Raw genomic sequence first — 18605 nt, 5'->3', positions numbered from 1 at the left:
CAGGGGCGGACGCCCCTGCGGAAAGGCTGCGGCCATTAGCCGCCGTACACGTCGAAATCAAAGTATTGCTTGGCAAACTTGTCGTAGGTGCCGTCCTGACGCATCTCGGCGAACGCCTTGTCGAGCGCGGCTTTCAGATCCGTATCCGCCTTGCGCAGCCCCATGCCGGTGCCGACGCCAAAGAAGGTGTCATCCTTCACCGATTCGCCTGCAAAAGCGTAATCCTTGCCTACCGGCTGCTTCAGGAAGCCTTCGCTGCCCGCAACTTCATCCTGGAAGGCGGCGTCGATGCGGCCGGAGTCCAGGTCAGCGTAGATCAAGTCCTGATTCTGGTAGGCCACCACGTCGATGCCCTTCGGCTGCCACATGGCGTTGGCGTAAGCCTCCTGGGTCGAGCCTTGCAGCACGCCCACGCGCTTGCCACGCAGGGCTTCCAGCGTCGGCAGGATGGGCGAACCTTTCTTGGCGATCAGACGGGCGTTGGCGGCGTAGAGTTTTTCCGTGAAGGCGATCTCTTTCTGGCGCTTCTCAGTGATGGAGAGCGACGAGATGATGGCATCAATTTTCTTCGCTTTCAGCGAGGGGATCAGCGCGTCGAAATCACTCTCCACGAAGGTGCACTTCGCCTCGATGCGCTTGCACAGCTCCTTGGCTAAATCAATATCGAAGCCGACCAGCTGGCCATTGGCATTTTTGGACTCAAAGGGTGCATAGGTGGGGTCCGTGCCGATACGCAGATCTTTCGGCACCGCGGCGAAGCTGCCGGCGGTCGCAAATGCCAGAACCAGAGGAAGGACTTTGACCAATTTCTTCATACATTACCCTCAAATGATAGTCGGTGCCTGACCCGGCACTCACCCGCTTTTTCATGCAGGTTTCATGCCGATTATGCGGGGGTGATGAATAACCTTCACGGCTCGCAAAAAGGCGGCCAGAGATCACGCCATAACGCCAATCCACAGGAGGAACGGTATGCCGTGTTGAGAGTATAGATAACTGCCGGGAAAAGATGCACCAGCGGGGTGCGGCGCGTGCGCCATACTGGTGCAGATGAGAAAAATGATCGTTGGTGGGGCAAGGTGCCTAGCGCGCGCCCTGCCAGCGCTCGAACAGATCGTCAGGCAATTCAATATCAAATTGATCCAGTACGCGGTTTACCGTCTGGTCGATAATCTCCTGCACCGTTTGAGGTCGGTGGTAGAAGGCTGGCACCGGCGGCATGATCACCGCGCCCAGTTCGGCGGCCTGCGTCATCAGGCGCAAATGGCCCAAATGCAGCGGCGTCTCGCGCACCGCCAGCACCAGCGGGCGGCGCTCTTTCAGCACCACGTCCGCCGCGCGCGTCACCAGACTGTCCGTGAAGCTGTTGACGATGCCGGAGAGCGTCTTGATGGAGCACGGCAGGATTACCATGCCAGCGGTCTTGAAGGAGCCGGAGGAGATGCTGGCGGCGATGTCGCGGGCATCATGCACCACGTCGGCCAGCGCCTGCACGTCGCGCAGCGAGTAGTCGGTCTCCAGCGCCAGCGTCTGCCGGGCGGCGTTACTCATCACCAGATGGGTTTCGATGCCGTCCACTTCACGCAGCACCTGCAACAGGCGCACCCCGTAGATGGCGCCGCTGGCGCCCGAGATGCCGATGATGAGTCGTTTCATAGGTAATCCTCTGCACTGGACGCCCGCAAACCGGATGCGCCGAAAAAGACAGGGCCAGACAAGTCTGGCCCTGGAGAGGTTATGGTAACGAAAGCGGCAAGAATAATCAGCCCTCGTTATGCATTTCCAGATTTTCCACTTCCTGCTGGCCACGCATCGCCTTGGCGTCATCGTTGCGCAGCGACTCCAGATGCTCCAGGTAGCCCTGATCCACATCCTTGGTGACGTAGACGCCGTTGAACACCGAGCACTCAAACTGCTCAATGTCCGGGTTGTCTTCACGCACCGCGTCGATCAGGTCATCCAGGTCCTGGAAGATCAGCGCATCGGCACCGATAATCTGGGTGATTTCGCTCACCTCACGGCCGTGGGCGATCAGCTCGTTGGCGCTCGGCATGTCGATGCCGTAGACATTCGGGAAGCGAATCTCTGGCGCGGCCGACGCGAGGTAAACCCGCTTGGCGCCCGCCTCACGTGCCATCTCCACGATCTGCTCGGAGGTGGTGCCACGCACGATGGAGTCATCCACCAGCAGCACGTTCTTGTCACGGAACTCGGCGCGGTTGGCGTTCAGCTTGCGGCGCACGGATTTGCGGCGCGCCTGCTGGCCCGGCATGATGAAAGTGCGGCCGACGTAGCGGTTCTTCACGAAGCCCTGACGGTACGGCTTGTTCAGGATGCGGGCGATCTCCAGCGCGATGTCGTTGGAGGTCTCCGGGATCGGGATCACCACGTCAATCTCCAGATCTTCCCACTCGCGGGCAATCTTCTGGCCCAGCTTCTCGCCCATGCGCACGCGGGCGCTGTAGACGGAGATCTTGTCGATGAAGGAGTCCGGGCGCGCAAAGTAGACATACTCGAACAGGCACGGGTGGAACTTCGGGTTCTCCGCGCACTGGCGGGTAAACAGCTGGCCGCGTTCGGTAATGTAGACCGCCTCGCCCGGCGCGACGTCGCGCAGGAACTCAAAGCCCAGCGTATCCAGCGCCACGCTCTCGGAGGCCACCATATACTCAATGCGGCCATCTTCCAGGGTGCGCTTACCCATCACCAGCGGGCGGATGCCGTTCGGGTCACGGAACGCCACCAGCCCGTGGCCGATGATCATCGCCACGCAGGCGTAGGCCCCGCGGATCTGCTTGTTCATCGCCGTGATGGCCGCAAAGATGTTCTCCGCCTCCAGCGGGTAGTGCTGGAAGCGGTCCAGCTCGCTGGCAAAGATGTTCAGCAGGATCTCGGAGTCAGAGGTGGTGTTCACGTGACGGCGCGCCCCTTCGAACAGCTGGCTGCGCAGTTCGTGGGCGTTGGTCAGGTTACCATTGTGCGCCAGAGTGATGCCGAACGGCGAGTTGACATAAAAAGGCTGCGCTTCTGATGCACTGGAACTGCCGGCGGTCGGGTAGCGTACATGGCCGATGCCCATGTTACCCTGCAAGCGTTGCATGTGACGTGCTTCGAACACATCTTTCACCAGACCGTTTGCCTTACGCAGACGGAAGCCGTTGTTGGCATCAATGGTGATGATGCCTGCGGCATCCTGCCCACGGTGCTGGAGCACCGTTAACGCGTCATAAATCGACTGGTTGACCGGCATAAAACCGGCGATCCCGACAATACCGCACATGTTGTCTTTTCCTCATCAGCGCTGCCGCAGTTAGAGATGCTGCGGCAAGAAACTCGACGTGCTCTGCAGGTAGCTGAAAAACCACCTGATAATAATGCTGAACTGCGGAATCAACTGAGACTGTTTCCAGTCAGCACTCTGTGAAAAGCCGGTGAAGGTGTCCAGAAAGAACAGGATGGCGGCGACGATCAAGACACCGCGCAACGCGCCGAAACACACGCCCAGCACCCGGTCTGTGCCTGACAGCCCGGTGCGCTCCACCAGCGTACCGATCACATAGTTAACAACCGCACCTACGAGCAACGTCGCGATAAATAAGATGCCGATTGCGATTCCGTTCCGAACCAGTTCGCCTTCAAAACGGGTGAAATAGATGGCAAGGTAGGGGTAGTAGTGACTGGCCACAAAGAACGCACATCCCCAGCTAACCAGTGAGAGCGCTTCACGGACAAACCCCCGGATCAGGCTGACAAGCGCCGAAAACCCGATAATTGCAATGATGACGTAATCAATCCAGACCATGACAATTCCAATGATGATCCGCCCCGCATCCAATTCGCGGCGAATTCTAACAGAAAAAGAAAACGTTTGCGTAGGGGAAATCTGGCCCTGTCGCAAATAATTAATTGTGCTTAAAAAAACCTCAACCCAGGCAGAAACATAGCGTGGCCGTCAGCGATTCCCTCCCCTGAAATGATAAACGGGGCGCCAAAGGGCGCCCCGTTGTGGCTGGTGCCAATCAGCGTCCGGCGCTGTAGGCGCGGATCTGGCCGCTCAGCCCGCTGATCTGGTTCAGCTCCGGCAGCGCCGACTGCAACTTCTGCTTCGAGGCGTCCGGCCCGACAAAGATGCGGGTGATCTGCCCCTGCACCGGCGTGGAGGGCACGGTGTAGGCGCGGTAGCCCGACAGGCGCAGGCTGGCAACAATCTCATTCACCTTGGCGGCGTTCTTCAACGCGCCAAGCTGGACGATGTAAGCCTGCCCGGCTGGCGCACTCTCCGTTGCCTGCGGCTTCGGCTCTGGCTTCGGCTCTGGCTTGGGTTCCGGCTTCGGCTGCGGTTTCGGCTCCGGTTTTGGCTGGGGCTTCGGCTCCACCGGTTTTGGCTTCTCCACTACCTGCGGCTTGCTTTCGGTCATCGGCGGCGGCGATACCGTCACCGGCGCTTTGGCTGGCGCACTGCCAGCGGCGCTGTTCAGCTCGGCGTTTGGCCGGGTGGCGGCGTCCACCGCTGGCCCTGCCCCTTCCGGTGGCTGGGCTGGCAGTGACTGGGTCGCCGGCGGCACCGCGTCATTCTCCTGGCTGTCGCCGGCCTTCGGCACCAGCGGAATAGCCGCGAACTCATCTTCATAGTGCTTCTTTTTACCATCCAGCAGGCCCGGCAGTACGATGACGCCAAGCGCCACCAATATCACCGTCCCGACCAAACGATTCTGGAACTTACTCGCCACGGCTGTTTCCCGCCTCTAGTGCCTCCATGACATGCGCCACGGTATGGAATGACCCGCAGACAATCACAATGTCATGATCATCAGCATCCTGCATTGCCTGTTGCCAGGCTGATTTGACATCGGCGAACTGCCGAGGTTCCGTCAGGTGCGCGGCCAATTGCTCGGCGCTAGCCCCACGCGGCCCCTCCAGCGGCGCGCAGTACCAGGCGTCTACCTGCGGCGCCAGACAGGCCAGCGTGCCGGGAATGTCCTTGTCCGCCAGCATCCCCACCACCGCGCGCACCGTCGCACCGGGCGCCTTCGGCAGTTGCGCTAGCTGCTGCGCCAGATAACCGGCGGCGTGCGGGTTGTGCGCCACGTCGAGGATCAGGCGCGGCGACTCGCTGACGGTCTGGAAGCGGCCCGGCAGCATCGCCTGTTGCAGGCCAAGGCGGATCGCCTCCTCTCCCACCTGCAAAGCGGGCGCAGCATAGTGCAGCGCGGCCAGCGCGGTGGCGGCGTTGTCCAGCGGCACCTGTGGCAGCGGCAAGTCAGCCAGTACCCGGCCACCGCACGCCCAGCGCCAGTTCTCTGGCTGGGCGCTGAAGTGCCACGCCTCGCCACGCGCATGGAGCGGTGCGCCCAGTTCCGCCGCCACCTCGGCGATGGTGTGCGGCATGTCCGGCTCGCCCACCACCGCCGGGCGGCCCGGACGGAAGATGCCAGCCTTCTCACGGCCAATGCTCTCGCGATCCGGCCCCAGCCAGTCAGTGTGATCCAGCGCGATGCTGGTGATCACGCCCACGTTGGCGTCGACGATGTTGGTGGCGTCGAGACGGCCGCCCAGCCCCACCTCGAGGATCACCACATCCAGCGCCGCCTGTTGGAACAGGTAGAGCGCCGAGAGGGTGCCGTACTCAAAGTAGGTCAGCGTGGTGTCGCCCCGGCCTGCCTCCAGCGCGGCGAAGGAGGCGCAGTGCGCCGCCTCGGGCAGCTCCTGCCCCTGGATGCGCACCCGCTCGGTATAGCGCACCAAATGCGGCGAACTGTAGACGCCGACGCGTAGGCCAGCGGCGAGCAGAATCGCCTCGAGGGTGCGGCAGGTGGTGCCCTTGCCGTTGGTGCCGGCGACGGTGAAAACAAAGGGGGCGGGTTGCAGCAGGGAGAGGCGCTCGGCCACCTGCCTGACGCGCGTCAGGCCAAGATCAATCGCCTGAGCGTGAAGGTGTTCCAGATAATGAAGCCACGTGGCCAGGGGCGACGTGGCTTGGGGAGTGGGTAGAGTTTGCATCGGTCCCGTTCGGCTTACGCTGCGCGTCGTGCAGCGGATGTGGACAACGCACCACCCACGACGTCGGCGCAGATGGTGCCCCATGTCAGGCGTGACGGGCGGCAGCCGGGCCGGTTACCGGGGCGGACAGGCCGCCCCGCAGCCCTCGCGGGCCGCCATCAGGCCGATCAGACGTCCTGTTGGCTCTCGCTCACCACGTCGTCGCCGTCCACCACATGGACAACCACATTCGGCTCCGGCTGGTTGGTCAGCTTGGCGAGGATGCCGGCCAGTTTGTCACGCATCTCCGGGCGGCGAATGATCATGTCGATCGCGCCCTTCTGGATCAGGAACTCACTGGTCTGGAAGTCAGCTGGCAGCTTCTCGCGCACCGTCTGCTCGATTACGCGGCGGCCAGCGAAGCCGATACGCGCTTTCGGCTCGGCGACGTTCAGGTCACCCAGCATCGCCAGACTGGCGGAGACGCCACCCATGGTCGGGTCAGTCAGCACGGAGATGTACGGCAGGCCACGATCCTGCATCTTCGCCAACGCAGCACTGGTTTTCGCCATCTGCATCAGCGACATCAGCGCCTCTTGCATACGGGCACCGCCGCTGGAGGAGAAGCAGACCAGCGGGCAGTTGTCTTCCAGCGCCTGCTCGACCGCACGCACAAAGCGCGCGCCGACCACGGAGGCCATCGAGCCGCCCATGAAGGCGAACTCAAAGGAGGCCACCACCACCGGCATACCGTGCAGCGTCCCTTTCATGACGATCAACGCGTCTTTCTCGTCGGTCTCTTTCTGGGCCGCGCTCAGGCGATCTTTATACTTCTTGGAATCCTTAAACTTCAGCACATCCTTTGGCTCAAGCTCGCTGCCCAGCTCCACATCGCTCCCCTCATCCAGGAAGGTGTGCAGGCGCATACGCGCTGCAATCGGCATGTGGTGATCGCACTTCGGGCAAACCATCAGGTTGCGCTCCAGCTCCGCCCGGTAGAGTACCTGGCCACAGCTGTCGCATTTGGTCCAGACGCCCTCAGGAATGTTGGCCTTCCGGGTTTGGGTGATAGTGCTCTTATTTAGAATTCGTTCAATCCAGCTCATTGATGACCTTTCTGTTTGAACCCGGCAAACGCCAGTCCACTGTTCTTGCCCGCCGGGGCCACCCCATAAAAAAATGCCTGAGAACCGCGCCGGGCGCGTTGCTGAGGCACTGACTTGGGTGTGTCACGACGGACAGACCATAAATGTCGCTCATTAAACCATAACGGTTCGACGCTGTGGATAAAAAACTGGTCGAACCGTTAGGTTAATGTCGTAAAAACTTAATCATTGTGTGACAGCGCGACCCGGTATCAGGGTTTCTGCGTCCGCGCGCGGGCGGCAGCGCGGCGATGGCGCCACACTTCAATCACGCCCGGCAGAATTGAAACAAGGATTATGGCGACAATCAAGAGCTTCAGGTTCTCCTGCACCACCGGCAGGTCACCGAACAGGTAACCGGCGTAGGTGAACAGCAGTACCCACAGCAGCGCGCCAATCACGTTGTAGGCGGCAAAGTGGCGGTAGGACATGTGCCCCATGCCCGCGACGAACGGCGCAAAAGTCCGCACGATCGGCACGAAACGCGCCAGGATAATCGTCTTGCCGCCATGCTTCTCATAGAAACGGTGGGTCTTGTCCAAATAGCTGCGGCGGAAGATTTTCGAGTTGGGGTTGCTAAACAGCCGGTTGCCAAACAGCCGGCCAATGGTGTAGTTCACCGCGTCACCCAACACCGCCGCACAGATCATCAGCCCCGCCATCAGGTGCACGTCCAGGCTGTTGGAGGGCAGTGCCGCCAGCGCGCCCGCCACAAACAGCAGCGAATCGCCGGGCAGGAACGGGGTGACCACCAGCCCTGTCTCGCAAAACAGGATCAAAAACAGGATGCCATAAATCCAAACGCCATACTGCGCGACCAGTTCTGCCAGGTGAACATCAATGTGCAGAATAAAATCAATAACGAAGCGGATAAAGTCCATGGGCGAAATCTTCTGTCAATGCAGGTCAACCCCGCAGGTTTTCACGTTTACCCGGCGAACCGGGTCCCTGTACTGCCTGTTAAATTACCGGCATGAGCGTATCTGGCAGGAACAGCGGCCCCAGCGACGGTTGCGGCAAAGCAAAGCGCTCCGGGTAGTCCACGTCCACCAGATACAATCCCTCGGCCCGGGCGGTCGCCGCCGCCTGGGTGCGGTCCTTCACCGCCAGAAGGTGGGCCATCCACGTCTCTGGCTGGTTGCCGCAGCCGATCTCCATCAGGCTGCCGACAATGTTACGAACCATGTGGTGTACAAACGCATTGGCCTTGATATCTACCACAATATAATTACCCAAGCGCGTAACATTTACATGTTTTACATTGCGCCACGGGGTGCGCGACTGGCACTGCACGGCGCGGAACGAGGTAAAGTCGTTCTCGCCCAGCAGGCACTGCGCCGCGCGCTGCATCCGTTCGGCATCCAGCGGCTGGTGGTAGTGGGTCACCCCCTGTTGCAGGATCGCTGGCCGGTAGCGGTGGTTGTAGATCACATAGCGGTAGCGGCGGGCGGTGGCGCTGAAGCGGGCGTGGAAATCCTCCTCCACCGCCGTGACCCAGCGCACCGCGATGTCGCGCGGCAGATGGGTATTGACGCCCATCGTCCAGGCGGCATCCTTGCGCACCGCATCGGTGGTGAAATGCACCACCTGGCCGGTGGCGTGCACCCCGGCGTCGGTGCGCCCGGCGCAGAAGACGCTGACCGGGTGCGCCGCCACCTTGCTGAGCGCCGCCTCCAGACAGCCCTGTACGCTGGCTACCTCCTGCTGCCGCTGCCAGCCATAGTAGCGGCTGCCGTCATACTCGATTCCCAGCGCCAGCTTGAACTGGCCTGCCGTCGCCTCCGGCGGCAGGGTTACGGCCTCTGACATCAGTACATGTACTCCTGCACCAGCTTCTCGGCGGTCTGCACCGCCATCAGCGCGCCGCCGAAGCGGATGTTGTCGGCCACCGACCAGAATTGCAGGATCTCCGGGATACCGTAGTCATTGCGCACGCAGCCGATGCTCAGCGCGTCGTTACCGGAAGCATCCGTCACCTGCGTCGGGAACGCCTGCTCGTCGCTCAGGGCGATCTCCTCCACATGGCGGAACGCCTCCAGCGCCTCGTCGGCCGCCATCGGCCGCAGCGCTTCCAGGTTCACCGCCTGCGCCACGCCGTAGAACACCGGCGACTGGATGCAGTTCACCGACACCGGCAGGCCCTCGTCCTGCAACACCTTGCGCACCTGATCAACCAGACGGCGCTCCTCACGGACGCTGCCCTCCTGATCGGCCAGCAGTGGCAGCATGTTGAAGGCCAGCTGCTTCGCGAACAGGCTCTCCTCCACCGGCATCCCGTTCAGCAGGCGGGCGCTTTGGCTGGCGAGATCGTCCACCGCCACCTTGCCGTGCGAGGAGGCGGGGATCAGGCTGGTGACGTGCAAACGCGACAGGCCAGCCTGCTCGGTCAGCGGCTTGATGGCGGTCAGCAGCTGGCTGGTGAGGCTGTCGGCCAGCGCCACCACGTTACGGTTGCGGTAGTCAGCCAGCACGTGCGGGTTAACGCCCGGCACCACCAGCGGCACGTCTGGCTCCATGGCGAACAGGCCACTGCTGTCAATCACCAGACAGCCCGCATTGGCTGCCTCGTCCACATAGCGGGCGCTCGCCTCGCTGCCAGCCACAAAGAAGGCCAGTTGCGCCTGCGACCAGTCAAACTGCGCGGCGTCCTGCACCATGACCGATTTACCGTTAAAACGGAGGGTCTCGCCGGCGCTGCGGTCGCTGGCCAGCGGAAAGAGGTCGCCCACCGGGAACTGGCGCTCTTGCAGTAACTCCAGCAGTGCGCCGCCTACCGCGCCTGTGGCCCCCAATAGGGCAATATTCCAGCCGTCAGACATCGTGGTTTCTCCAGAAAAAACAAAAACAAAGGGCGGTCAGGCCGCCCGATACACAGAGGGGTGACGCGCTACTTCAGCTGGGCAGTGAAGCCCAGCCGCGTCAGCAGCGTGGCCGTAGCCTCGTCGTCACAGTGGATGCAGAGCGACGACCATTCGCGCCGCTCCTGATAAAATTTACGCAATTTGTCGAACTCGCCCAGCTGGCCGGCCACGCGGCGCAGCGGGGCGTCATCACGCCGCACATCATACACCAGGTGCATCAGGCGCAGCAGGACACCCTCATCGAGGGTGCGGCTGAGATCGCCATTGAGCGTCAGCGCGCCAAAGTCCGGCGCGGGCAGCAGGCTTGCCAACGGCACTTCCTGCGGGCGGCCGAGGAAACGGCTGTAGGCCTCAAACACCTGGGTGGTGCCGCGCGCCTTGCCCTCCAAGCTGTAGCCAGCGATGTGGGCGGTGCCGATATCCACCGCGCGCAACAGCGGTAGGGAGAGATCCGGCTCCGGCTCCCAGACGTCCAGCACCGTGCTAAGCGCCTTGCCGCCGGTCAGTGCCGCCAGCAGCGCGGCGTTGTCCACCACCTCGCCCCGGCAGGCGTTGACCAGCACGCGGCCGGCTGGCAGCGCCGCCAGCAGCTCGGCGTCCACCATGTGCTGGGTGCGGTGCGGCCCACTTTTGTAGAGCGGGGTGTGGAAGGTGAGGATATCGGCCTCGGCCACCAGCTTCTCCAGCGGCCAGAATGGCCCGGTGTCGCCGCGCTCGGCGCGGGGCGGATCGCACAGCAGGGTCTTCACCCCCAGCGCCTCCAGCCGCGCCTGCAAGCGCGAGCCGACATTGCCGACGCCGACGATGCCGACGGTTTTGTCGCGCAACTGCCAGCCGTCCCGCTGCGCCAGAATCAGCAGCGCCGAGAAGACATACTCCACCACTGCGATGGCGTTGCAGCCCGGTGCGGCGGAGAAGCCGATGCCCTGACCGGCGAGCCACGCGTCATCCACGTGGTCGGTGCCCGCGGTGGCGGTGCCGACGAAGTTGACCGGCGTACCAGCCAGCAGATCGGCATTGACCTTGGTGACGGATCGCACCATCAGCGCGTCGGCATCGGCCAGCGCCTCCCGTGGGATGGGGCGGCCAGGCACCGCCTGGACGTCCCCCAGTCGGCTAAACAGCGTCTGGGCATAGGGCATATTTTCATCAACCAGGATCTTCACGTCACTCTCCGGCAGCTTGCGCATAAATAGGGGCAAATATTCTGCCACTGAATGACACAGAATCCCATTACTTAAGGTGAAACCCAGACGATTACGCACCGCACGGGGCTTTCATTTGCCAACGGCCGGGCCTTACACTACCGGCCCTTTTGCCTGTTTATTGAAGATAGTGACCCATGAATGCACTCTTTCCCCTGCTGGCCGTGATGATCTGGTCGCTGAACGCCGTGGTCAGCAAAGTCGCCGCCGGCGCCATCGACCCGGCCGCCATCTCCTTCTACCGCTGGCTGCTGGCGCTGCTGGTGCTGACGCCCTTTGTGCTGCCCGGCCTGTGGCGCAACCGCGCGGCGGTGCGCCCGCACCTGTGGAAGCTGCTGGTGCTGGGCCTGCTCGGCATGGTGCTCTACCAGAGCCTGGCCTACTATGCGGCGCACAGCGTCAGCGCGCTGTTCATGGGCATTTTGAATGCGCTGATCCCGCTGCTGACGGTGCTGTTCAGCATTGCGGTGCTGGGGGTGGCACCGACGCGCGGCATGGCGCTGGGTGGGTTGCTCTCTTTCGGCGGGCTGGTGTGGCTGGTGAGCGGCGGCGAGCCAGCGCAGCTGCTGCACCACGGCATTGGCAGTGGCGAACTGATGATGCTGGCCGCCTCCGCCTCCTACGCCTGCTATGGGGTGCTGACCAAGCGCTGGGCGATCCCGCTGCCGAACTGGCAGTCGCTCTATGTGCAGATCCTGTTCGGCGTGCTGCTGCTGACGCCCAACTTCCTGCATGCGCCCGACGTGGCGCTGACGGCGCGCAATATCCCGCTGGTGCTGTTCGCGGGCATCCCTGCCTCGCTGATTGCGCCCTTCCTCTGGATCCAAGGGGTGATGCGGCTCGGGGCCAACACCGCCTCGATCTTTATGAATCTGGTGCCGCTGTTCACCGCCGTCATTGCTGTGCTGTTCCTGCATGAGCAGTTGCACAGCTACCACCTGATTGGCGGCGGCGTCACGCTGCTGGGGGTGTTCCTCGCCCAGCGCCTGCGCACGCCGCTGTTGCGTCCGGCGCGCTGACCCGCGGTCGGCGGCTGCGACGCATCAGCCCAACGCCGGCCAACATCATCCCACTGCCCAGCGTTTGCCACGCCGTCAGCGTCTCGCCGAGCAGCAGCCAGGCGATGATGGCGGTGAAGACCAGCTCCAGCGACAGGATCAGGTTCGCCACCGCCAGCGGCAGGTGCTTCAGGCTGAGGTTATAGAGGCCAAAGCCGAGCAGCGTCGGCCCGGCGGCCAGCAACAGCAGCAACCCCCAGCCGCCCCACGCCACGCCCCCCTCGCCCCGCGACAGGAACAGAATGTCCCCGGAGAGCGGCCCGGCCAGCGCCGGGAACTCCCCCGCCAGCCCATTGAACAGCAACTGGTAGAGCGCCGCGAAGGCGAAGACGTAGCAGAGCGTGCCCCACTCCGGGTAGCGGCGCTGGCTTGCCAGCCGGCCGCACAGCGCATAGAGGGTGGAGCCAACGCCGGTCAGGATGCCGATCGCCAGCCCAAACAGCCCGCCCATCGCCGCCGATTCAGTGCCGCCCAAACTGACCAGCGCACAGCCGAGCAGGCTGACTGCAATAATCAGCAGCTGGCGGCCGCTCAACCGCTCGCCAAAACAGGCCCAGCCCAAAAACACCGTAAAGCCCACGGAGAAGTAGCTAAGGATGGTGGCGACCGAGGCACCGTTGAGCATGATCGAGCACGTCCAGAGCGCGTTGAACAGCGCCAGCACCAGCCCAAACAGCGCGTAGAAGCGCAGCTGCCGCCAGCCCGGCCGCAGCCATGCCGGGCGTAGCCAGAGCAGCACCGGGCAGAGCACCAGCGCCACCAGCGCCGCACGCCAGAAGGCCAGCACCAGCGCGGGCAGGTGGTAGCGCTCTGTCAGGATGCGGATGATGATGGCGGTAAAGGCCAGCAGGAAGGCGCTCAGCGCCGCCAGGGAGAAACCGTGGCGCGCGGGCGACAGCAGGCCACTTTGCGTTGCGGCAGCCGGCATGGCCGGTTCAGCGAGGGTTGACATAACATACTCATTCAGCAAGGGAAAACCAGTATGGGAAATTTTACCCGCCCGCCCCATTCCCGCCAGAGCCACTTACCACTAATCTTAGGCAGGCCACTTTTCCCCGCAGAGGATTGCCATGCACATCGCCCTCGACCGCCACAGCGTCATCCCGCTCTATTTGCAGATAGAGGAGACGCTGCGCGCCGCCATCCTGAATGGTGCCCTTGCCGAGGGCGACAAGCTCCCCTCCACCCGGACACTGGCCGCCGAGCTGGCCGTCAGCCGCCTGACGGTTGAGAACGCCTATGGGGAGCTGGCGGCCAAAGGGTTTTTGCAGGCGCGGCGCGGCAGTGGGGCCTACGTGCGCCACCCCTACGCCCCCGCCGGGACGCCCGCCACCGGCCAGCCCGCGCTGGAGACGCCGGTTGACCCCTACACCACCAGCACCTCACGCCTCGATGGCCAGCCCGACGCCCCGCTGCCGCCAGAGGTGATCAACTTTGCCGCTGGCACCGGCAACCCACGCCTCTTCCCCCAGGAGGCGTTCCGCCGGGTGATGCACTCGGTACTGCGCCGCCATGCCGATGCAGCCTTCCACTACGGTGACTACTGCGGCTATTTCCCGCTGCGCGACACGCTGGCGCGCATCCTGTCGTTGCAGGGCATCCCGGCGCGGCCGGAGCAGATATTGATCACCAATGGCTCGCAGCAGGCGCTGAGTCTGGTGAGCCAGACGCTGCTGCGCCCCGGCGACCGGGTGCTGGTGGAGGAGCCGACCTACGCCGAGGCGCTGACGCTGTTTGCGCTCCAGGGGGTGCAGATTATTTCCATACCTTGTGACCAGGATGGTATGTGCGTCGAGGCGCTACCGGCGCTGTTGGCGGCGCACCGCCCGGCGCTGATCTACACCATCCCCAACTTCCACAATCCTACCGGCCGCTGCCTGAGCGAGCCACGCCGCCGCCGGCTGGTGGCGCTGGCCGCGGCCGCCGGGGTGCCGCTGCTGGAGGATGACTTCGTGGGCGAACTGCGCTATCAGGGCGCGGCCCTGCCCTCGCTGCGTTCGCTGGCCACGGAGGGCGAGGTGATCTACATCAACACCTTCTCCAAGATTGTGATGCCCGGCCTGCGCATCGGCTATCTGGTGGCGGAGGGCGAGCGCTACCGCCAGCTGGCCCAGCGCCGCCATGCCGACAGCTTCGCCAGCGCTGGCCTGCTGCAACGCTCGCTGGAGGCATTTGTCACCGTCGGCAGCGTCCAGCGGCAGGTGCAGCGCGCCTGCCGCCTCTACCGCCAGCACCGGGACGTGATGGCAGCGGCGCTCCGGCGTCACCTGCCAGCGGGCTGCCACTTTGAGCTGCCGGAAGGCGGGCTGTTTATCTGGCTGCAACTGCCGCCGGAGATCCCGGTGTCGCGGCTGGTGCCGCTGGCGTGGCGCCAGCAGGTGACCTTCGCCCGTGGCGACTGCTTCTACCGCGACCACCCGCAGGCCAATTTTACGCTGCGGCTCAATTTTGCCGCCAACACGCCGGAGCGCATTGAGGAGGGCATCATCCGGCTGGCGGAGGCGATGCGGCTTTGCCAGATGCAGGCGCAAACTGGGGAGGGAGTAAGCGATCGGCCGCCATTGATGATTTAATCGACATTCATCACTATCCGTGATGGGTACAGGTTGGTATCATTCGCCCTGACACTGCCGCGCCCCGGTTCTCCCCCTTGCGCGGCCGCAGGCTTACATTCGCAACAAGGATCCCCACGCTATGCAACCACTGAGCGGCCACGGCCTTCCCCCGGCCAGCGACCGGCCCTTGCCCACGGCCAGAACCGGGCAGCCCTCGTCTGATGCCCTGCCGCTCACCCCTGCACAGCGCACCACCCTGGAGAAGCTGGTGGTGAAGATTATGGCCCTGACGCCGATGAAACCGGCGGAGCTGTGGGCCAGCCTGCGCCATGACCTGCACGTGCCGGACGAGCAGGAGATCAGCGCTGGCCAGTTCCCGCAGGCGGAGCACAATTTGCAGGCGCGGCTGAGCAGCGCGCAGGAGAGCCACGCCAGCCGCCAGTTGCTGCAACAGCTGACCGAGCTATTGCCGCTTGGCAATAACCGCCAGGCGGTGAGCGACTTTATCCGCCAGAGTTTCGGCCACACGGTGCTGAGCCAGCTGAGCCACGCCCAGTTGCAACAGGTGCTGGCGCTGATCCAGTCCGGCGAGCTGACCATTCCCGCGCCGCAGCAGACGCCAGTCACGGATCGCCCAATGCTGCCAGCGGAGCAGCACAGCCTGCAACAGCTGGTGGCGCGCCTGAGCGCCGTCACCGGTGAGAAACCGGCCAAGCTGTGGCACGACCTGTTTACTTTGGCTGGCGTCGCCACCACCGACCCGATGCCCGCGCGCCACTTCCAGCTGGCGACCCACTATTTGCAGGCGCGGCTGACCCTTAGCCAGCAGGCTGCCCCCACCCTGCACACCCTCCATGCCGCGCTCAAGCAACCGGCCAGCGAGACAGAGCAGCGCCAGCTGGCGGAGTATGCGCAGGCGCAGTTCCAGGCTGGGCCATTGACGCCGCTGACGCAGGCACAGGCGCAGGATCTGCTCGGCCAGCTGTTTGGCCCGCGCGTGGATCGCAGCGCCACCTCCAACGCGATGGTGCAGCCGCTGGCCCCGCCGCCGCTCAACCCGCTGATCGCCCTGCTGCCGCCCGGCCTGCGCGGCTCTGCTGGCGCGCCGCTGCTGTTCGTCGCCCTGCTGGTGCTGTTACTGATGCTCTGGCTGGTGGCCTAGCCGCGCAGCGCCAACAACCCCCAGCCTGCCAGCGCGCTGAGCAGCAGGAACGGCAGGGAGTAGAGGTGGAAGCGCCACCAGATGCGGCGGTCATTGGCCATCCGCAGCGCGATCAGGTTCGCCAGTGAGCCAATCGCCACGCCAAAGCCGCCGACGTTGACGGCGTAGGCCACCAGCGCGCTGGAGGGCACATAGTTCATCAGCAGAATGGTGGCTGGCACATTGCTGATCACCTGTGACAGGCCAATGCCGAGCAGGTACAGCCCCCCCTGCGGCAGGTGGGCGATCTGCGCGAACAGCGCGTGCAGCGGGGCCAGATCCACCAACAGGCGGATGTCGATGAACATCGCGATGAATACCAGAATCAACCCCCAGTCCACCTGCGCCAGCACCTGGCGCGCCAGCAGCAGCATTCCCACCGCCACCGCCAGCAATCCCCACGCCGCCACGCCCTGCTCCACGCAGATCAAAAACATCCCGTAGAGCAGCACGCAGCCCGCCAGCAGCCCGCGCTGGCAGGCCACCCCCTCCGGCAAGCGCACATCCTTGATGCGCCGCGCCGGGAAGCTGAACCAGGTTACCAGCAGCAGCGCCAGTAGCACGCAGGCCGCCAGCGGCAGCATCTGCCAGGTAAAGGCGGCGAAGGAGTTACCGGCGCGGCTCCACAGCAGGATGTTTTGCGGGTTGCCGATGGGCGTCAGCAGTGAGCCGGCGTTGACCGCCAGCGCTTCAAAGATGATCAGCCGCCGCACCGGCAGTGCCGACAGCTTTTTCAGCGTGATGGTGAGCGGCACCACGATAAACAGCGCTACGTCGTTGGTCATGAAGGTGGAGAGCAGCGCCGCGGCAGCCACCAGAAACAGCGCCAGCGTGCGCTCACGCTGCAAGCGGCGCATCAGCCCGCGTCCGAGCCAGTCAAAGCAGCCGCTGACCTCCACCCCCTTGGTCAACAGCAGCAGCCCCAGCAGGGTGACAATGGTTGGCCAATCCACGTAGCGCGGGAACGCCCGTATGGCGGCGGGCTGGAAGGCGGTCAGTACCGCGCCCAGCAGCAGTAGCGCTTGCAATAGGCGGTCGTGGAACAGGGTGTGGATTACGCGTTTAAACAGGGAGTTGGCCATGGCGTTTCGCTCCAGAATCGGGAGTGAGAAGGTAACGCGGGCCGGGAAAAGATGCCAGTGCGGCGTACAAGGCTGGAAAGCGCCCCGCAAAAAATCGCGGGGCGAGAGGGACTATTTGCGCGTCAAGCTGGCACCCCGGCTGCGAATCACCTCCTGATACCAATTGAAGCTCTTCTTGCGACGCCGTGTCAGCGTGCCTTCGCCGTTGTCATCACGATCCACGTAGATAAACCCGTAGCGCTTGGACAGCTCCGCCTTGGAGGCGCTGACCAGATCGATCGGCCCCCAGCTGGTGTAGCCCAGCACCTCGACGCCATCCTCAATCGCCTCGCCCACCTGCACCAGGTGGTCATTGAGGTACTGGATGCGGTAGTCATCATTGATGCTGCCATCCGCTTCCAGTTTGTCCTTCGCGCCCAGCCCGTTTTCGACGATGAACAGCGGCTTCTGGTAGCGATCCCACAGCATGTTGAGCAGGATGCGCAGCCCTTCCGGGTCAATCTGCCAGCCCCACTCCGAACTGGCCAGATGCGGGTTCGGCACCATGTTCAGGATGTTGCCGCGCATCTGCTGGTTCAGTGCCTCGTCGGCGGTGACGCAGCCGGACATGTAGTAGCTGAAGGAGATGAAATCGACCGTCGATTTCAGCGTTTCGCGATCCTCCTCGGTGATCTCCAGCGCCACGCCCTGTTCGCGCAGGTAGCGGGTCATGTAGGAGGGGTAGTAGCCGCGTGCCTGCACATCGCCGAAGAAGAGCCAGTCGCGGTTCTGGCGCTGGGTCGCCAGCACGTCGGCCGGGTTGCAAGAGAGCGGGTAGAGCAGCCCGCCAAGCAGCATGTTGCCGATGCGACCATCCGGGATGATCTCATGCAGAGCCTTCACTGCGGCGGCGCTGGCCACCAGCTGGTGGTGGATCGCCTGATAGATCTCGCCCTTGTTGCTCTCTTTCGGCAGGCCGACGCCGGTGAAGGGCTCGTGCAGCGCCATGTTGATCTCATTGAAGGTCAGCCACAGCTTTACCTTGTGGCGGTAGCGCTCAAACACCGTGCGCGCATAGCGGGTGAAGAAGCCGATGGTTTTGCGGCTGCCCCAACCGCCATAGTTTTTCACCAGCCCGTAAGGCATCTCGTAGTGCGAGAGGGTCACCAGCGGGGTGATGTTGTGCGTCGCCAGCTCATCGAACAGGCGATCATAGAAGGCCAGCCCGGCCTCGTTTGGCTCCGCCTCATCGCCCTGCGGGAAGATGCGCGTCCAGGCAATGGAGACGCGCAGGCAGGTGAAGCCCATCTCGGCGAACAGCGCGATGTCCTCTGGGTAGCGGTGGTAGAAGTCAATTGCCACGTCCTTGATGCCGTGGTCGCCCTCATGGCGCTCGACAATCTCGCCGAAGATACCGTGCGGTTGCAGATCGGAGGTGGAGAGGCCCTTGCCGTCGGTCAGGTAGGCACCCTCAACCTGGTTGGCGGCAATCGCCCCGCCCCATAGAAACTCCTGCGGAAATGCATTTTTCATGGTTCTC

Annotated in this window: 17 protein-coding genes; 3 read left to right on the top strand and 14 right to left on the bottom strand. The window is 63.6% G+C overall.

Translation table 11 applies throughout. The features are described from left to right. Nucleotides 1-35: 35 nt before the first annotated feature. The 11 genes from argT to pdxB all read right to left on the bottom strand — a co-directional run bounded on the left by argT (nt 36) and on the right by pdxB (nt 11151). The gene (gene argT / locus ACK3SD_RS05360; RefSeq protein ID WP_481127020.1) at nt 36-815 is read right to left on the bottom strand and encodes a lysine/arginine/ornithine ABC transporter substrate-binding protein ArgT; all 780 of its coding nucleotides are present in this window, start codon (nt 813-815) and stop codon (nt 36-38) included. Nucleotides 816-1083: 268 nt separating this feature from the next. After that, on the bottom strand, nt 1084-1656 hold the full coding sequence (locus ACK3SD_RS05355; protein WP_137762573.1) for a UbiX family flavin prenyltransferase: 573 nt from the start codon (nt 1654-1656) through the stop codon (nt 1084-1086). A 106-nt stretch (nt 1657-1762) separates the two neighbouring features. Beyond that, nucleotides 1763-3280, bottom strand: coding sequence for an amidophosphoribosyltransferase (gene purF, locus ACK3SD_RS05350; RefSeq protein ID WP_481127019.1), 1518 nt, complete (start codon nt 3278-3280; stop codon nt 1763-1765). A gap of 30 nt (nt 3281-3310) precedes the next feature. Next, nucleotides 3311-3802 (bottom strand): colicin V production protein, encoded by a 492-nt coding sequence (gene cvpA / locus ACK3SD_RS05345; RefSeq protein WP_137762571.1) that lies wholly within the window; start codon nt 3800-3802, stop codon nt 3311-3313. A 217-nt stretch (nt 3803-4019) separates the two neighbouring features. After that, nucleotides 4020-4730, bottom strand: a complete 711-nt coding sequence (dedD, locus tag ACK3SD_RS05340; protein ID WP_481127018.1) for a cell division protein DedD — start codon at nt 4728-4730, stop codon at nt 4020-4022. Beyond that, nucleotides 4720-6000, bottom strand: coding sequence for a bifunctional tetrahydrofolate synthase/dihydrofolate synthase (gene folC / locus ACK3SD_RS05335; RefSeq protein ID WP_481127017.1), 1281 nt, complete (start codon nt 5998-6000; stop codon nt 4720-4722). The genes dedD and folC overlap by 11 nt, the downstream gene beginning before the upstream one ends. Nucleotides 6001-6167: 167 nt before the next feature. Further along, a complete protein-coding gene (gene accD, locus ACK3SD_RS05330; RefSeq protein ID WP_481127016.1) occupies nt 6168-7085 on the bottom strand; it encodes an acetyl-CoA carboxylase, carboxyltransferase subunit beta in 918 nt (305 codons plus the stop codon). A gap of 251 nt (nt 7086-7336) precedes the next feature. Beyond that, nucleotides 7337-8005, bottom strand: coding sequence for a DedA family protein (locus ACK3SD_RS05325; protein ID WP_137762567.1), 669 nt, complete (start codon nt 8003-8005; stop codon nt 7337-7339). A gap of 79 nt (nt 8006-8084) precedes the next feature. Beyond that, nucleotides 8085-8933 (bottom strand): tRNA pseudouridine(38-40) synthase TruA, encoded by an 849-nt coding sequence (truA, locus tag ACK3SD_RS05320; RefSeq protein WP_481127015.1) that lies wholly within the window; start codon nt 8931-8933, stop codon nt 8085-8087. Then, nucleotides 8933-9943 carry an aspartate-semialdehyde dehydrogenase gene (locus ACK3SD_RS05315; protein WP_481127014.1) on the bottom strand — a complete coding sequence of 337 codons (1011 nt, stop codon included), beginning with the start codon at nt 9941-9943 and terminating at the stop codon, nt 8933-8935. Before ACK3SD_RS05315 ends, truA begins: the two co-directional genes overlap by 1 nt. A gap of 68 nt (nt 9944-10011) precedes the next feature. Then, on the bottom strand, nt 10012-11151 hold the full coding sequence (pdxB, locus tag ACK3SD_RS05310) for a 4-phosphoerythronate dehydrogenase PdxB (protein ID WP_481127013.1): 1140 nt from the start codon (nt 11149-11151) through the stop codon (nt 10012-10014). Between the two features lie 176 nt (nt 11152-11327). Between pdxB and ACK3SD_RS05305 the strand changes: the two genes are divergently transcribed. After that, the gene (locus ACK3SD_RS05305; protein ID WP_137762563.1) at nt 11328-12209 is read left to right on the top strand and encodes a DMT family transporter; all 882 of its coding nucleotides are present in this window, start codon (nt 11328-11330) and stop codon (nt 12207-12209) included. Here the strand turns inward: ACK3SD_RS05305 and ACK3SD_RS05300 are convergent. Next, complete coding sequence (locus ACK3SD_RS05300; RefSeq protein ID WP_481127012.1) at nt 12145-13200, bottom strand: DMT family transporter; 1056 nt, start codon at nt 13198-13200, stop codon at nt 12145-12147. The two genes, ACK3SD_RS05305 and ACK3SD_RS05300, sit on opposite strands and share 65 nt — an antisense overlap. Before the next feature lie 118 nt (nt 13201-13318). Between ACK3SD_RS05300 and pdxR the strand changes: the two genes are divergently transcribed. Then, nucleotides 13319-14821, top strand: coding sequence for a MocR-like pyridoxine biosynthesis transcription factor PdxR (gene pdxR, locus ACK3SD_RS05295; protein WP_481127011.1), 1503 nt, complete (start codon nt 13319-13321; stop codon nt 14819-14821). Between the two features lie 121 nt (nt 14822-14942). Continuing rightward, on the top strand, nt 14943-15965 hold the full coding sequence (flk, locus tag ACK3SD_RS05290; RefSeq protein WP_481127010.1) for a flagella biosynthesis regulator Flk: 1023 nt from the start codon (nt 14943-14945) through the stop codon (nt 15963-15965). Here the strand turns inward: flk and ACK3SD_RS05285 are convergent. Both ACK3SD_RS05285 and ACK3SD_RS05280 read right to left on the bottom strand, forming a co-directional pair. Continuing rightward, the gene (locus ACK3SD_RS05285; RefSeq protein ID WP_481127009.1) at nt 15962-17086 is read right to left on the bottom strand and encodes an SLC13 family permease; all 1125 of its coding nucleotides are present in this window, start codon (nt 17084-17086) and stop codon (nt 15962-15964) included. The genes flk and ACK3SD_RS05285 overlap by 4 nt on opposite strands. A gap of 111 nt (nt 17087-17197) precedes the next feature. Beyond that, the gene (locus ACK3SD_RS05280) at nt 17198-18598 is read right to left on the bottom strand and encodes a glycoside hydrolase family 1 protein (RefSeq protein ID WP_481127008.1); all 1401 of its coding nucleotides are present in this window, start codon (nt 18596-18598) and stop codon (nt 17198-17200) included. Nucleotides 18599-18605: the final 7 nt, after the last annotated feature.

It is taken from the genome of Chimaeribacter sp. YP20170169 (genome assembly GCF_056739715.1).
This window is presented reverse-complemented; position numbering and strand designations above follow the sequence as displayed.